7 protein-coding genes and 1 pseudogene are annotated in these 16,857 nt (G+C 66.8%); 6 read left to right on the top strand and 2 right to left on the bottom strand.

Translation table 11 applies throughout. The features are described from left to right. The first annotated feature begins 328 nt into the window (after window positions 1-328). The 4 genes from rpoB (at window position 329) to NM203_RS24490 (ending at window position 9,719) form a co-directional block, all read left to right on the top strand. Window positions 329-3,829 (top strand): DNA-directed RNA polymerase subunit beta, encoded by a 3,501-nt coding sequence (rpoB, locus tag NM203_RS24475; RefSeq protein WP_255063362.1) that lies wholly within the window; start codon window positions 329-331, stop codon window positions 3,827-3,829. A 62-nt stretch (window positions 3,830-3,891) separates the two neighbouring features. Further along, entirely contained in the window at window positions 3,892-7,845 is a 3,954-nt protein-coding gene (locus NM203_RS24480; protein WP_255063163.1) for a DNA-directed RNA polymerase subunit beta', read from the top strand. 153 nt (window positions 7,846-7,998) lie between these two features. Continuing rightward, entirely contained in the window at window positions 7,999-8,916 is a 918-nt protein-coding gene (locus NM203_RS24485; protein WP_255063164.1) for a type IV toxin-antitoxin system AbiEi family antitoxin, read from the top strand. Window positions 8,917-8,969: 53 nt separating this feature from the next. After that, window positions 8,970-9,719, top strand: a complete 750-nt coding sequence (locus NM203_RS24490) for a deoxyribonuclease IV (protein ID WP_255063165.1) — start codon at window positions 8,970-8,972, stop codon at window positions 9,717-9,719. Here the strand turns inward: NM203_RS24490 and NM203_RS24495 are convergent. After that, complete coding sequence (locus tag NM203_RS24495; protein WP_255063166.1) at window positions 9,716-14,035, bottom strand: cadherin-like domain-containing protein; 4,320 nt, start codon at window positions 14,033-14,035, stop codon at window positions 9,716-9,718. The genes NM203_RS24490 and NM203_RS24495 overlap by 4 nt on opposite strands. Before the next feature lie 467 nt (window positions 14,036-14,502). Between NM203_RS24495 and NM203_RS24500 the strand changes: the two genes are divergently transcribed. Further along, window positions 14,503-15,684: a phosphatase PAP2 family protein gene (locus NM203_RS24500; protein ID WP_308212850.1), complete on the top strand. Its 1,182-nt coding sequence runs from the start codon at window positions 14,503-14,505 to the stop codon at window positions 15,682-15,684. Here the strand turns inward: NM203_RS24500 and NM203_RS24505 are convergent. Beyond that, window positions 15,622-15,888 (bottom strand): annotated as a pseudogene (locus NM203_RS24505) (cupin domain-containing protein); the annotation flags it as partial. The gene NM203_RS24500 and the pseudogene NM203_RS24505 overlap by 63 nt on opposite strands. A gap of 44 nt (window positions 15,889-15,932) precedes the next feature. On the opposite strand from NM203_RS24505, the gene NM203_RS24510 reads away from it, so the two are divergent. Then, the gene (locus NM203_RS24510; RefSeq protein WP_255063363.1) at window positions 15,933-16,814 is read left to right on the top strand and encodes a CE1 family esterase; all 882 of its coding nucleotides are present in this window, start codon (window positions 15,933-15,935) and stop codon (window positions 16,812-16,814) included. Window positions 16,815-16,857 lie beyond the last annotated feature (43 nt).

The following is a 16,857-nucleotide window of genomic DNA, read 5'->3' on the forward strand; positions in this document are numbered from 1 at the left end:
GACGAGAACCCGTGAAAGGGCCAATCTGTTGGTCAGCATGTGTGCACCGGTTAAAGACGTCAGCCAGCGTGTACTAGTTCACAGGTGCCGTGGTTGAGGAATGCGCGCGCGTCCGCTATCGTTGGACGTTGCGCTGGCTGCATCCTGCCCACCCTCACCCGCACTTGACACCGTAGTCCTAGCCTGAGTTCTGCTCAGTGACCTAGCTGCGTGCCGTGTGTCCGAGGTTCGGACTTGAGAACGCCAGCCGAACCGAAGCAGAAACAGCGACCACGCGGACCAGCACTTGTGCCCCCGATGCGGTTGCGTGAGGTGCCGGAAGGACCGCATCTTGGCAGGCTCAGGCCAGATCAAGTCAGTAGATTCCAACAACTCCGTTCCGGGAGCACCAAACAGAGTCTCCTTCGCCAAGCTCCGCGAACCGCTTGAGGTTCCGGGGCTTCTCGATGTGCAGACCGACTCGTTTGAGTGGCTGGTCGGCGCGGAGGGTTGGTTCCAGCGTGCCGTGGATCGCGGCGACGTGGATCCGAAGGGCGGCCTCCAGGAGGTCCTCGAGGAACTGTCGCCGATCGAGGATTTCGCGGGCACGCTGTCGCTCTCGTTCTCCGATCCGCGCTTCGACGAGGTGAAGGCGCCCGTCGACGAGTGCAAAGACAAGGACATGACGTACGCGGCCCCGCTGTTCGTCACGGCCGAGTTCATCAACAACACCACCGGCGAGATCAAGAGCCAGACGGTCTTCATGGGCGACTTCCCGATGATGACCGAGAAGGGCACCTTCATCATCAACGGAACCGAGCGCGTCGTCGTGTCGCAGCTCGTCCGCTCGCCCGGTGTGTACTTCGACGAGACCATCGACAAGTCCACCGAGAAGACGCTGCACAGCGTCAAGGTGATCCCCGGCCGCGGTGCGTGGCTGGAGTTCGACGTCGACAAGCGCGACACCGTCGGCGTCCGCATCGACCGCAAGCGTCGTCAGCCCGTCACGGTGCTGCTGAAGGCGCTCGGCTGGACCAACGAGCAGATCGTCGAGCGGTTCGGCTTCAGCGAGATCATGATGGGCACGCTGGAGAAGGACAACACCGCGGGCACCGACGAGGCGCTGCTCGACATCTACCGCAAGCTGCGTCCGGGCGAGCCCCCGACCAAGGAATCCGCGCAGACCCTGCTGGAGAACCTGTTCTTCAAGGAGAAGCGCTACGACCTGGCTCGCGTGGGCCGCTACAAGGTCAACAAGAAGCTGGGCCTGAACGTCGGCCAGCCGATCACCAGCTCGACGTTGGCCGAAGAGGACATCGTCGCCACCATCGAGTACCTGGTGCGCCTGCACGACGGCGACAAGACGATGACCGCCCCCGGCGGCTCCGAGGTTCCCGTCGAGGTCGACGACATCGACCACTTCGGCAACCGTCGTCTGCGGACCGTCGGCGAACTGATCCAGAATCAGATCCGCGTCGGCCTCTCCCGCATGGAGCGCGTCGTGCGTGAGCGCATGACGACCCAGGACGTCGAGGCGATCACCCCGCAGACCCTGATCAACATCCGTCCCGTCGTGGCGGCGATCAAGGAGTTCTTCGGAACGTCGCAGCTGTCGCAGTTCATGGACCAGAACAACCCGCTGTCGGGTCTGACCCACAAGCGCCGCCTGTCGGCGCTGGGCCCCGGCGGTCTGTCCCGTGAGCGTGCCGGCCTCGAGGTCCGCGACGTCCACCCGTCGCACTACGGCCGCATGTGCCCGATCGAGACACCGGAAGGCCCGAACATCGGCCTCATCGGCTCGCTGTCGGTGTACGCGCGGGTCAACCCGTTTGGCTTCATCGAGACGCCGTACCGCAAGGTCGACGCCGGCAAGGTCACCGACGAGATCGTCTACCTGACGGCCGACGAGGAGGACCGCCACGTCGTGGCGCAGGCCAACTCGCCGACCGACGCCGACGGCAGGTTCACCGAGCCGCGCGTCCTGGTTCGCCGCAAGGGCGACAAGGGCGACGAGGTCGAGTACGTGTCGTCCGAAGAGGTCGACTTCATGGACGTGTCGCCGCGCCAGATGGTGTCGGTCGCGACGGCCATGATCCCGTTCCTCGAGCACGACGACGCCAACCGCGCGCTGATGGGCGCCAACATGCAGCGCCAGGCGGTTCCGCTGGTGCGCAGCGAGGCCCCGCTGGTCGGCACCGGCATGGAACTGCGTGCCGCCATCGACGCCGGTGACGTCATCGTCAGCGACAAGACGGGTGTGGTCGAGGAGGTCTCCGCCGACTACATCACCGTCATGGCCGACGACGGCAGCAGGCACACCTACCGGATGCGCAAGTTCGCCCGCTCCAACCACGGCACGTGCGCCAACCAGCGTCCGATCGTGGACGCCGGGCAGCGCGTCGAGTCGGGCCAGGTGCTCGCCGACGGTCCGTGCACCGAGAACGGTGAGATGGCACTGGGCAAGAACCTGCTCGTCGCCGTCATGCCGTGGGAGGGCCACAACTACGAGGACGCGATCATCCTCTCGCAGCGCCTGGTTGAGGAGGACGTCCTGACGTCCATCCACATCGAGGAGCACGAGATCGACGCCCGCGACACGAAGCTGGGCGCCGAGGAGATCACGCGGGACATCCCGAACGTCTCCGATGAGGTGCTGGCCGATCTCGACGAGCGCGGCATCATCCGCATCGGCGCCGAGGTCCGCGACGGCGACATCCTGGTCGGCAAGGTCACGCCGAAGGGCGAGACGGAGCTGACCCCGGAGGAGCGCCTGCTGCGCGCCATCTTCGGTGAGAAGGCCCGCGAAGTCCGCGACACCTCGCTGAAGGTGCCGCACGGCGAGTCCGGCAAGGTCATCGGCATCCGCGTGTTCTCGCGCGAAGACGACGACGAGCTGCCCGCAGGCGTCAACGAACTGGTCCGCGTCTACGTGGCCCAGAAGCGCAAGATCTCCGACGGCGACAAGCTCGCCGGACGCCACGGCAACAAGGGCGTCATCGGCAAGATCCTGCCCGTCGAGGACATGCCGTTCATGCCGGACGGCACGCCGGTCGACATCATCCTGAACACGCACGGTGTGCCGCGACGGATGAACATCGGTCAGATTCTCGAGACGCACCTCGGCTGGGTCGCCAAGGCCGGCTGGAACATCGACGTGGCCGGAGGCACGCCCGACTGGGCCGCCAACCTGCCCGAGGAGCTGCTGTCGGCACCGGCCGACAGCATCGTCTCGACGCCGGTGTTCGACGGTGCCCGCGAGAACGAGCTGGCCGGTCTGCTCGGGTCCACGCTGCCGAACCGCGACGGCGAGGTCATGGTCAACGCCGACGGCAAGTCGGAGTTGTTCGACGGCCGCAGTGGTGAACCGTTCCCGTACCCGGTGACGGTCGGCTACATGTACATCCTGAAGCTGCACCACCTGGTCGACGACAAGATCCACGCGCGTTCGACCGGCCCGTACTCGATGATCACGCAGCAGCCGCTGGGTGGTAAGGCGCAGTTCGGTGGTCAGCGATTCGGTGAGATGGAGTGCTGGGCCATGCAGGCCTACGGCGCGGCGTACACGCTGCAGGAGCTCTTGACGATCAAGTCCGACGACACCGTCGGCCGCGTCAAGGTCTACGAGGCGATCGTCAAGGGCGAGAACATCCCCGAGCCGGGCATTCCCGAGTCGTTCAAGGTGCTTCTCAAGGAGCTGCAGTCGCTGTGCCTCAACGTCGAGGTGCTGTCCAGCGAGGGCACTGCGATCGAAATGCGCGACACGGACGACGAGGACCTGGAGCGTGCTGCTGCGAACCTGGGAATCAACCTGTCCCGCAACGAATCTCCGTCGGTCGAGGATCTTGCTTAAGACCTCCGTCCAGCCATTAGTAGTCATTAGATTCGAAAACCCGCAAGGGGAAAGGGAGTTACGTGCTCGACGTCAACTTCTTCGATGAACTCCGCATCGGTCTCGCGACCGCGGACGACATCCGCAACTGGTCCTTCGGTGAGGTCAAGAAGCCGGAGACCATCAACTACCGAACGCTGAAGCCCGAGAAGGACGGCCTGTTCTGCGAGAAGATCTTCGGACCTACTCGCGACTGGGAGTGCTACTGCGGTAAGTACAAGCGCGTCCGCTTCAAGGGCATCGTCTGCGAGCGCTGCGGCGTCGAGGTCACTCGCGCCAAGGTGCGTCGTGAGCGCATGGGCCACATCGAGCTCGCCGCTCCGGTCACGCACATCTGGTACTTCAAGGGTGTGCCCAGCCGCCTCGGCTACCTGCTCGACCTGGCGCCGAAGGATCTCGAGAAGATCATCTACTTCGCGGCCTACGTCATCACCGCCGTGGACAACGACATGCGCCACAACGAGCTGTCGACGCTCGAGGCCGAGATGGTCGTCGAGCGCAAGGCCGTCGAGGATCAGCGTGACCTCGACCTCGCCGAGCGCAGCCAGAAGCTCGAGAACGACCTGGCCGAGCTCGAGAAGGAGGGCGCCAAGTCCGACGTCCGCCGCAAGGTGCGCGACGGTGGCGAGCGCGAGATGCGTCAGCTCCGTGACCGCGCGCAGCGCGAGCTCGACCGGCTCGACGAGATCTGGACGACGTTCACCAAGCTGGCTCCCAAGCAGCTGATCGTCGACGAGCTGCTCTACCGCGAGCTGCAGGATCGCTACGGCGAGTACTTCGAGGGCGCCATGGGTGCCGAGTCGATCAAGAAGCTCATCGAGACCTTCGACATCGACGCCGAGGCCGAGTCGCTGCGCGACACCATCAAGAACGGCAAGGGCCAGAAGAAGCTTCGCGCCCTCAAGCGTCTGAAGGTCGTCGCGGCGTTCCAGATGAACCGCAACTCGCCCATGGGCATGGTGCTCGACGCCGTTCCGGTGATCCCGCCGGAGCTGCGCCCGATGGTCCAGCTGGACGGTGGCCGCTTCGCGACCTCCGACCTCAACGACCTGTACCGCCGCGTCATCAACCGCAACAACCGGCTCAAGCGACTGATCGACCTCGGCGCGCCCGAGATCATCGTCAACAACGAGAAGCGCATGCTTCAGGAGTCGGTCGACGCACTGTTCGACAACGGCCGCCGCGGCCGTCCGGTCACCGGACCGGGCAACCGTCCGCTCAAGTCGCTGTCCGATCTGCTGAAGGGCAAGCAGGGCCGGTTCCGTCAGAACCTGCTCGGCAAGCGCGTCGACTACTCGGGCCGTTCGGTCATCGTGGTCGGCCCGCAGCTCAAGCTGCACCAGTGCGGCCTGCCGAAGCTGATGGCTCTCGAGCTGTTCAAGCCGTTCGTGATGAAGCGACTGGTCGACCTGAACCACGCGCAGAACATCAAGAGCGCCAAGCGCATGGTGGAGCGTCAGCGTCCCCAGGTGTGGGATGTCCTCGAAGAGGTCATCGCCGAGCACCCGGTGCTGCTGAACCGCGCACCCACGCTGCACCGCCTCGGCATTCAGGCCTTCGAGCCGCAGCTGGTGGAGGGCAAGGCCATCCAGCTGCACCCGCTGGTGTGTGAGGCGTTCAACGCCGACTTCGACGGTGACCAGATGGCCGTGCACCTTCCGCTGTCCGCGGAGGCGCAGGCCGAGGCACGCATCCTGATGCTGTCGTCGAACAACATCCTGTCTCCCGCGTCGGGCCGCCCGCTGGCCATGCCGCGTCTGGACATGGTGACCGGGCTGTACTTCCTGACCACCGAGATCCCCGGTGACACCGGCGAGTACACCCCGGCGGCGACGGACACCCCGGAGACCGGCGTGTACAGCTCGCCCGCCGAGGCGCTGATGGCCTACGACCTGAAGACGCTGTCGGTGCGGGCTCGCATCAAGGTTCGGTTGACGCACCTGCGTCCGCCCGCCGAGGTCGAGGCCGAGTTGTTCGAGAACGGGTGGAAGCAGGGCGACGCCTGGACCGCCGAGACGACGCTGGGTCGCGTGCTCTTCAACGAGCTGCTGCCGAAGGGCTACCCCTTCATCAACAAGCAGATGCACAAGAAGGTGCAGGCGTCGATCATCAACGATCTCGCCGAGCGCTACCCGATGATCGTGGTCGCTCAGACCGTCGACAAGCTCAAGGACGCCGGCTTCTACTGGGCCACGCGTTCGGGTGTCACGGTCTCGATGGCCGACGTGCTGGTGCCGCCGAACAAGGCGGAGATCCTCGACGGTTACGAGGAGAAGGCCGACGTCATCGAGAAGAAGTACCAGCGTGGTGGTCTGACCCGCGAGGAGCGGACCGACGCCCTGGTGACCATCTGGAAGGACGCCACCGAAGAGGTGGGTAACGCCCTGCGCGACCACTACCCGTCGGACAACCCGATCATCACGCTGATCGACTCGGGCGCGACCGGTACGTTCAACCAGACGCGAACCCTGGCCGGCATGAAGGGCCTGGTGACGAACCCGAAGGGTGAGTTCATCCCGCGGCCCATCAAGTCGTCGTTCCGCGAGGGCCTGACGGTGTTGGAGTACTTCATCAACACCCACGGTGCTCGTAAGGGCTTGGCGGACACGGCACTTCGCACCGCCGACTCGGGTTACCTGACCCGTCGTCTGGTGGACGTGAGCCAGGACGTCATCGTCCGCGAGCACGACTGCGAGACCGAGCGCGGTGTCATCGTGCCGATCGCGGAACGGGCGGCCGACGGCACGCTGATCCGCGATGCGCACGTCGAGACCAGTGCGTTCGCGCGCACGCTCGCCAGCGATGCGGTCGACGCCGACGGCAACGTCGTCGTCGAGCGCGGCCACGACATCGGTGATCCGGCCATCGACGCCCTGTTGGCGGCCGGCATCAGCGAGGTCAAGGTCCGCTCGGTGCTGACCTGCACGACGGGCACCGGCGTGTGCGCCATGTGCTACGGCCGCTCGATGGCGACGGGCAAGCTCGTCGACATCGGCGAGGCCGTCGGCATCGTCGCCGCGCAGTCCATCGGCGAGCCCGGCACGCAGCTGACCATGCGTACGTTCAAGCAGGAAGGTGGAGTCGGCGAGGACATCACCGGTGGTCTGCCCCGCGTGCAGGAGCTGTTCGAGGCCCGCGTGCCCCGCAACACCGCTCCGATCGCGGACGTCACCGGACGTGTGCAGCTGGACGACTCGAACGACCGCTTCTACAAGATCACCATCGTCCCCGACGACGGTGGCGAGGAAGTCGTCTACGACAAGCTGTCGAAGCGCCAGCGCCGCAAGGTGTTCAAGCACGACGACGGCTCCGAGCGTCTGCTCTCCGACGGTGACCACGTCATCGTGGGCCAGCAGCTCATGGAGGGCTCGGCGAACCCGCACGAGGTGCTCCGCGTCCAGGGTCCCCGCGAGGTGCAGATCCACCTCGTCAAGGAGGTCCAGGAGGTGTACCGCGCTCAGGGTGTGTCGATTCACGACAAGCACATCGAGGTGATCGTGCGGCAGATGCTGCGCCGCGTGACCATCATCGACTCGGGTTCGACGGAGTTCCTGCCCGGTGCGCTCACCGAGCGTGCTGAGTTCGAGACCGAGAACCGTCGCGTCGTGGCCGAGGGTGGCGAGCCCGCGGCCGGTCGTCCGGTGCTCATGGGCATCACGAAGGCCTCGCTGGCCACGGATTCGTGGCTGTCGGCGGCGTCGTTCCAGGAGACCACTCGCGTGCTCACCGATGCGGCGATCAACTGCCGCAGCGACAAGCTGCAGGGTCTGAAGGAGAACGTCATCATCGGCAAGCTGATCCCGGCCGGTACGGGTATCAACCGCTACCGGAACATCCAGGTGCAGCCGACCGAAGAGGCGCGTGCTGCGGCGTACACGATCCCGTCCTACGAGGATCAGTACTACAGCCCGGACTTCGGCCAGGCCTCCGGTGCTGCTGTGCCGCTGGACGATTACGGATTCAGCGACTACCGCTAGTTGCGCGAGCAGTCCGGAGGCGGACCCGCAAGCGGGCCCGCCTCCGGCTCCACCAAAATCCCCTCAATCCCCGCGATTGAGGGGATTTTGTGTCTGTTGGGCTGTGCACAGTGCGGCCTCCATCCACAGATCGGAGGTCCGCACTGGCATGTGATGGCCGACCGCGGCAGCCTCGGCGTCATGTACATCCACGATTTCATCGACGCGGCGGGCGGACTGGCGACGACGGAACAGCTCCTGACGTTCATGTCGCGCAAGTCGCTCCAAACCCACGTCCGGAAGCGCGAGATCGTACGGGTCTGCCACGGCGTCTACGCGGCGTCAGCACCGGACGTAGCCGGGCGACTCGCGGCGTTGGATCTGATGGTCGGCGAGTCGCTGGTCGCCTGCTTGGGGACCGCGGCGGAGCTGCATGGGTTCGACACCGAGGATGATGGTCGCCTCCACATACTGGCCCCCGGCGTTCGAGTTCGGCCGACGAAAGGTGTGATGGTCCATCAGCGGGTCGGCGCACTCATCGAACGGGTGGACGGCCGGCTGTGCACGGCGCCGGACTGGACTGCCGTCGAGGTAGCGCGCACCTTAACGCGCCCAAGGGCGTTGGCAACGTTGGATGCGGCGTTGCACGTCGGGGCATGCACCGTCGGCGATATGCGTGTCGTCGTGAAAGAGCACGCTGGGCGGCGGGGAATCGTGCGGGTCCGCGAATTGCTCGAGTACGCCGACGGTCGGGCCGAGTCGCCGATGGAGAGCGAAGCACGGCTCGTCTTCATCGACCACGGCCTGCCCGAAGCGGAACTCCAGTATTGGATCGTCGATCGCTACGGCGCGCGATGGCGTGTCGATTTCGCGTGGCCTGATGCGAAGGTGGTCGCCGAGTACGACAGCGAGGATTGGCATGCGAATCCGAAGATTTGGAGACGCGACCGCATCAAGATCGGGCGACTCGAGGAACGGGGCTGGACGACGGTGCCGATGGTGGTCGACGACGTGCGAGTTCACCCTGAACGCCTGGCCAGTCGTATCGAGCGGTTGCTCTCTGGCCCCGTGAGCAGACGTGAAATCCCCTGAACCGACCGGAATGAGGGGATTTCACGTCTGTTCGCGGAGATAAAATGGGCCGCGTGCTCATTGGTTCGCATGTAGACAACACCGACCCGCTCGCGGCGGCCGGCACCGACGGGGCCGACGTGGTGCAGTTCTTCCTCGGAGACCCGCAGAGCTGGAAGAAGCCCAAACCCCGCGAGGACGCCGACGTGCTGCGGGCCTCGGCGACGCCGCTTTACGTGCACGCGCCGTATCTGATCAACGTCGCGTCGGCGAACAACCGGGTGCGTATCCCGTCGCGAAAGATCCTGCAGGACACGTGCGATGCGGCCGCCGAGATCGGCGCCACCGCGGTGATCGTGCACGGCGGTCACGCCGACGACAAGGACCTCGAGGCCGGCTTCGAGCGGTGGGTGAAGGCGCTCGACAGCCTCACCACCGACGTGCCGGTGTACCTGGAGAACACCGCCGGCGGGGACCACGCGATGGCCCGCCACTTCGACACCATCGCCCGGTTGTGGGATCACATCGGCGACAAGGGCATCGGCTTCTGCCTGGACACCTGCCACGCCTGGGCCGCCGGCGAAGCGCTGATCGACGCCGTCGAGCGGATCAAGGCGATCACGGGTCGCATCGACCTGGTCCACTGCAACGACTCGCGGGACGCCGCCGGATCGGGCGCCGACCGGCACGCGAACTTCGGCACCGGGCAGATCGACCCGCAGCTGCTCGTCGCGGTCGTGACCGCAGCCGACGCTCCCGTCATCTGCGAGACCGCCGAGGAGGGACGCAAGGACGACATCGCGTTCCTGCGCGACAACCTCTAGAGCCCGTACTTCGCCGCCTCGATCGCGTCGTTCTCCACGATCACCTGCTCAACCGTCGTCAAGGAGGGCTTCGCGGTCCAGTCGGTGTAGAAGAGCCCGAACGACGCCTCCACCGGGTCGGCGCCGGTGTTGTCGACCAGTGAGTGGATGAACGACGGCCCCGCGAACGGCAGGTCGCGCCAGGTGCGCAGGAAGTCGCCGAGATACGCCGCCTGATTGGCCTCCGACACCACCGAGGCCGGCTGACCGTACTCCGTGTTCCAGAGCTTCTTGTTGCCATCGCCGTTGGCGACCATGAGGTTGTAGATCCGCTTGGCCTGATTCAGCGGCGAGTCGTAGTACGGGGTGCCCTGGGAGAAGGGGTTGTTGTACAGATACGGGTGGAACGAGAGCGCGTCGAAGTAGCCGGCTGCGCCTGCGGCGTACATCTCGCTGATGAACCGCACCGGGTTCACCGTGAGAATGCCGAAGTCGATGACGGCACCGACCGCTGCTGCCACCACCACCGCGTTCGGGTCGGCGGTCTTGATGGCCGTGTACGCCGCCTTCAGCAGTTCGGTGTACTGCGCCGCGTTGGGCGAGGGCTGCCAGAACTGAATTCCGTTCGGCTCGTTCCACACCTCGTAGCTGGCCACCTTGCCCTTGTAGCGGGTCGCGACGATCCTCGCAAAGTTTGCGAATTGTGCGTTGTCCTTGGGCATTCCGGCCAACGGCAGGGTATCGGGCACCGCCGCCCACAGTGGCGTCGAATTGAGCACGCCGAGCACCTTGATGTTGCGCGCGGCTGCGGTGTTCACCACCCGATCGATGGCGCTCCAGTCGTACCAGCCGGGTAGGGGTTCGACGGCGGCCCACGGAATCATGATGCGGACGGTGTCGATCCCCGTGCCCTGTAGTGCATCGAATGCGGTGTTGAGTTGTGCCTGGCTGTAGAACAGCAGATCCGGCGCGTGCACCGCGACGCTGGTCGCGCGTTGATCCACCTGGTTGGCCGTCGGCGGCACGACGGTCACCGTGACGGTGGTGGTCGTCAGTCCGCCTCGGCCGTCGGTGATGGAGACCGTGAACGTGTCGACGTCGACTCCGGGGGTGACGAGAGCGGTGTACCGGGCGTCGACGTTCGGGGTGTAACTGAACGCGCCGGTGGCGGCGTTGAACTTCAGGACGCCCTTGGTCGGTCCGCCGGTGACCGTGTAGGTCAGGGGATCGCCGTTGGGATCGAACGCCGTGACGGTTCCCGTCACGGTGCCGATGGCCGACGACGAGTTCGTCACGGTGCCGCGCGCGTCGGTCGGAGCCTGGTTGCCCGCGCTGTACGGGGTGATCGGCACCGAGAGGGTGAACGACGCGACTCCGCCGTAACCGTCGGCCACCGAGAAGGTGATGGTCTCGGCCTTCGCGGCGGCGGTGGCGTTCGGCGCCGAGGCCGCGACGCGGGCCGCCGTCGTCGGCGTGTAGGTGAAGGTGCCGTTGGCGCCGATGACGAGTGCGCCCTTCGTCGGCGCGACCGCGGTGTACGTGAGAGCGTCCGCGTCGGTATCGACCGCGGTGAGTGCGCCTGTGACAGTGCCGGTTTGCGGATCCGTCCCGGTGACGGACCCGCTCGCGCCGTTGGGCTTGGCATTCGCCGGGCTGATCTTCACCGTGACCGTCGCGGTGACCGAACCCCCGTGGCCGTCGTCGACCGTCACGGTGAAGGTGTCCTGTTTGTCGGTCGTCGTGGCGCCGATCCGTGCCGCCGCGTGCCGTGCCGTGGCGGTGGGCGTGTAGGTGAAACCACCTGTGGCAGTGAGGGTCACCGTGCCCTTGGTGGGCCCGGTGGCGATCGAGTACTCGAGCCGATCGTAGTCGCCGTCGGTGCCCTTGACGCTGCCGGTCACCACCCCGGTGGTCGTGCTCGGGGTGCCGACCGTCGTGGTGACCGTCGGAACCCTGTTGGTGGTGCTGATGGTCACCTGGATCGTGGCGGTGACGACGCCGCGCCTGCCGTCGGACACCGTGACGGTGAACGTGTCGGTCTTCGATGCGTCGTCCGCCGCGGCGGCGTGCCTGGCCGCCGCAGTCGGGGTGTAGGTGAACGTGCCGTTCGCGTTGACGACGACCTTACCCTTGGTGGGCGCGCCGGACACGCTGTAGGACAACGGATCTCCGTCGGAGTCCGTCACTCCGACGCTGCCCGTCACCGCACCGGTGGTGGCGTTGGGAGTCCCCAGGGTCGGGGTGCCCACCGTGGGCCGGGCGTTGGGCGGTGTCAGCGCGACTACGTGCACGACGCCCGCGGTGGCATCGGTGACGTACACCTCGGTTCCGTCCGGACTCGTCACCGCAGCAGCGGTCTGGCCGCCCGGAGTCGCCCAGGTGGAGAGGTCGTCGAGGAGGCCGCCGCGGACGGCGTCGAACACCTGCACCCGCCCGCCGGCGTCGGTCACCACCAGTGCGGTGCCGTCCTTGCTGACGGTCATAGCCGTCGCTGCGCCACCCACGGCGATGGTTCCGACGACGGCTCGGGTCCTGGTGTCGAACACGGTGACGGAGCCGTCCGCCGTGGCGGCGTACAGCTTGGCGTTGTTCGGAGTGACCGTCAAACTCGTTGGTGCGGAGGATAGTTGGGCCAGAGTGGTGGCGACTGTACTGGTCGACGAGAACACCAGCACACTCGAGGTGCCCGCCGCCGTGGTGCTGGCGACGTAGATCCTGTTGGTATCCGGGCTCACCGCGAGGCCGGTCGGACGAGAGCCGGCAGGGAGTTTGATGGTCGCGTTGACCCTGTTGGTGGACGTGCTGATCCGGGTGACGGTCGCGGTGGCGTAACTGGTGGCGTACACGACTCCGTCACTGGGGCTCATCGTGACGGACGTCGGGCTGGAGACGGCGATCGTCGCCTTCACAACCCCGGTCGCCGCGTCGAGCACCGTCACCGTGTTGCCGGTCGAACTGGAGACGTACAGCCGGGTGCCGTCCTTCTTGACCGCGATGCCGTCGGGGGCGATGCCGGCGGCGTAGGTGCCGATCACCGTGCCGGTGATCGTGTCGACGACGGCAACGGTGCCCGCGGTCCGGTTGGTCACGTAGAGGCGGGTGTTGGTGGCGGCGACCGCGCCGCCGGCGACGCCGGTGACGTCGGTGCGGACGGCGATCGGAATGGCGCCGATGGGGATGTCGATCTGGACGGGCACCTTGTTGACGCCGTCCGAGGCGGTCACCGTCATCGCGATGGTGTCGGCCCCCGGGGTGGCACCGGCCAGGATGCGCTGCGACATGGTGGGCGTGTAGGTGAACGTGGCGGTGGTGGAGTTGTAGGTGAACGTCCCGGTCGTGGGCTTCGCGGCCAGGCTGATGGTGACCTTCGTGCCCTCGGGGTCCGTGCCGACGAGTTTTCCGGTGACGGCTCCCGTCTTCGGATCGGGAGTGGTGAACGTGGCCCCGACCGTCGGCGGTTCGTTCGCGGCGGCGACCGCCTGCGGCGTCGCCAGCCTGGCCGTCGTGTCCGTCGTGGGCGCTGCCGCGGGGTCGAGGTCGCGGCGGGCGGCGGCCGCGAACATCCAGGCCAACGGCGATGCTGCGCCGCCCTGCTGAGCCGCGGCGAACAGAACCGACAGTATCGGCGAGAACAGGCTTCGCAATACCGACGAGACCGCTGCCTGGATGGTGGGCGGGGGCGTGCTCGGCGGTGCGGTGACCGACAGCGTCAGTGCCGACGTCGTCGTCGCGGCCGTTGCCGATGCGCTTGACCCGTCGCCGGCCGTCGACGTCGATTCGCCGGCCGATGGTTCCGCCGAGATGCTGCCGGTCACGGCCTGCGCCGAGGTGACGGACTTCGGTGGCGTGGGAGCCGAGGAGTCGGTCCCCGTGGCTTCGCTGTTCTTGCTGTCCGCCGTCGTCGGTGCGGGCGTGTCCTGCGCCGGCTCGGGTTCGGGGTCGACGTCGTCGGTGGCGTCGATGACGTCCGGGTCCTGCACGGTGCTGTGCGTCGACGAGTCGACGCCGCCCGAGTGGGAGATCGTCACGCCGGGCGCTACCTGTACCGATACCGCCGATCCCGATGCGGGATCGGCGGTGCCACTCGTTGTGGTAGCCGTTGTCGCGCCGGTGGATCCGCTGTCGGGGGCGTCGGACGCACCGGTGGAATCGGAATCGGGCGAGCCGGCCTCGGGTTCTGCGGCGCCTGCGGCTCCCTCTGCTCCAGCGGAGGACGACGCGTCAGCGGTGGTTTCCGGGTCGGCCCACGCCACGCCCGCAGGGAGCCCGATGGCCGATCCCACGCCGAGCGCGACTGCCAGCGCGCCGATACGACCGATGAATTTGCTGTATTTCATTGTCCACGACCCCAATTGCACAGAGGGAATATCCCGCGCGCGCAAGTGAGCGTGGCGAGGCATCCGGTTACGTTCTCAGTTCATTGACATCAGCGTTAGTTTAGCGCGGATTAGTCGTTGCTGACAAATATTCGTATATATTTGCTGAGGTCGCATTTCGAGTGCGAAAGACCAGATCAAGGGGGTATTCAGGAAGTTCACAGTCAGTGTCTGAAATCGTTTGCTGAGGTGTGAACTCAGTTTTCCGTGTGAAGCGAATAATTACGACGGGCAAACATACTTTTTGACGGTTTACCCCTCCGGCGGGTGCGTGATCTTGATTTTCCAGCTGGCCGCCGCGTCCAACGCGGTTTGCGAATGCCGAATGGTGCTAACCCCGGCGAGGGGCCTCAACGCGCTGATCACGGTGCGGTCACTTAACGATTTCCGAACTGTCGGTGACGCCGCGGTGAATTACTCTCACCTGAATGTCCGCTGTAGACGACGTGCCGCGCGCCCTTCTAGGCGTCCGCCTGTGGCCCCGCGAGCGCGTGCTGTTCGTCCTGCGGTGGATCGCCGTCGTCGTGTGGGCCTCGGTCATCGTCTACCGCACGGCCACTGACGGATTCGCCTTCAATCGCGAACTGCTGCTGCTCTACATCTCCACCGGACTCCTCGCGGCCAGCATCGGCCAGGGCCGCCGCATGCTCTACGTCATCCGCGACTGGCTCCCGTTCGCGCTGGTGCTGATCGCCTACGACCTGAGCAGGGGGGCGGCGGACTTCGTCGGCAGACCGACGCTGTGGCACTGGCAGGCCGACGCCGATCGCTGGTTGTTCGGCGGGGACATGCCGACGGTATGGCTGCAGGAGCGCTTGAAGATGCCGCGCGCCCCCTGGTGGGAGGTGGGCATCAGCACCGTCTACATGTCGTTCTTCATCCTCCCGTACGTCATCGCCGGGGTGTTGTGGCTGCGCAACCGCGACGAGTGGAAGCGCTTCGTCCGACTCTTCGTCGGATTGTCGTTCGCGGCCCTCGTCGTCTACGCGCTGGTGCCGGCGGCCCCACCGTGGGCGGCGGCGCGCTGCACGGCGACCGACGTGGCCGACGGGCCCTCGGGTCCGCGGTGCATGTTCCGATCGGCGCGGGACGTACCCGACGGCGGAATCCTGGGCGCCATGCAGCAGACGCAGGACGGCGCCAACGACTGGGTCGAGCGCATCGTCACGCGGGGCTGGGGCAAGTTGAACCTGCACTCCGCCAGCGCGTTGCTCGACCAGGGCCAGGCGAGCGTCAACCTCGTCGCCGCGATCCCCTCGCTGCACGCGGGCATGTCGGCGGCGCTGGCCGCGTTCCTGTGGCACCGAATCGACCGACGGTGGCGGCCGCTGCTGGTGGCCTACGTGCTCATCATGGCCTTCACGCTGGTGTACACCGCCGAGCACTACGTCATCGACATCCTGCTCGGCTGGGCGTTCGCCGCCGTCGTGATCTACGGCTTCCACCGCTACGACGTCTGGCGCTCACGACCGTCACGCGCGGGTGAGATAGACCTTCCGGAGAGTCTCGGTGACGGTCCAGACCGTCTCGGCGCCTTCGGCGAGCCGAACGACGTCGCCCGCGCGGATGCTGATCGCCGGGCTGTCGTCGGCGAACTCGACAGTCGCTGAACCGGATAGCACGACGAACAGCTCGTCGGCCTCGACGTCGGTCATCACGCCGACGCTCATCTCCCAGACGCCGACGTCGAGTCCCGCGAAGTCGTCTACGGACACCGCGCCCGTCGTCGGATCGCCCGCGCCCGACTGAGCCGCGGGGACGGGCTCGTGCTCGAGATCGAGCGCGACGGCGTGGACGACGGAGTTCGGCTGCATCGCATCAGTATGCGGACAAACGCCGAACCAACGGCGTCGGCTCTATCGTCGCCCACGTGGCCCGTCTGATCTTGGCTGTGGTGCTGGTGCTCGCGGGTGCGTGTGCGCCCGGCAGGGCTGTGGCCGACGGATCATCGCGGCACACGCTGGCGATCGCGGGTCTCGAGCGCGACTACCGGCTGTACACGCCCGTCGGCGTGCAGGCGCCCGCGCCGCTGGTCGTCATGCTGCACGGCGGGTTCGGCAGCGCCGAGCAGGCCGAGCGGACCTACGGCTGGAACGCGCTCGCCGACCGCGAGGGGTTCGTCGTCGCCTACCCCGACGGGGTGGGCCGGGCGTGGAATGCGGGCGGCTGCTGCGGGCGTCCGGCCAGAGACGGCGTCGACGACGTCGGCTTCGTCGGTGCGGTTGTCGACGACGTCGCGGCTCGGCTCCCGGTGGATCGCCGTCGCGTGTTCGCCGCCGGGATGAGCAACGGCGGCATGATGGCCTACGCGCTGGCGTGCGGCTCGGATGTCTTCGCGGCGATCGGCCCGGTCGCGGCGACGCAGGTGAGCGACTGTGGTTCGCCGCGTCCGACAGCGGTGGTCGCGATTCACGGCGAGGCCGACCAGTCGGTGCGGGCCGACGGTGCGCCCGGTGCGGGCATCGCCCGCGTCGACGGACCGCCGGTCGCCGACGTCGACGCGTTCTGGCGTCGGGTCGACGCGTGCGACGCTCCCGTCGTCGACGTCGCGCCGCCGGTGACCACGTCGGCGGCCGACTGCGCCGAGGGCCGGGGCGTCACGCTGATCTCGGTGGCCGGCGCCGGCCATCAGTGGCCGGGGAGCCAACCCGTCCGCGAGGGTGCCGACCCGCCGTCGGGGGCGGTGGATGCGACGCAGACCCTGTGGGCGTTCTTCGCCGCCCATCCCGCTGCGGGCTGACGTATTACGACTCTTGTGCGATTGTCGTGATTCTGTAACAGTG

Origin of the sequence: Mycolicibacterium arenosum, assembly GCF_024320865.1 — a bacterium.
Lineage (GTDB): Bacteria > Actinomycetota > Actinomycetes > Mycobacteriales > Mycobacteriaceae > Mycobacterium > Mycobacterium arenosum.

Excerpts from the sequence above, each read along its gene's own strand:
- NM203_RS24485 (WP_255063164.1), top strand. The coding sequence starts at position 7,999 with ATGGCCGACCGCGGCAGCCTCGGCGTCATGTACATCCACGATTTCATC.
- NM203_RS24495 (WP_255063166.1), bottom strand. The coding sequence starts at position 14,035 with ATGAAATACAGCAAATTCATCGGTCGTATCGGCGCGCTGGCAGTCGCG.
- NM203_RS24500 (WP_308212850.1), top strand. The coding sequence starts at position 14,503 with ATGTCCGCTGTAGACGACGTGCCGCGCGCCCTTCTAGGCGTCCGCCTG.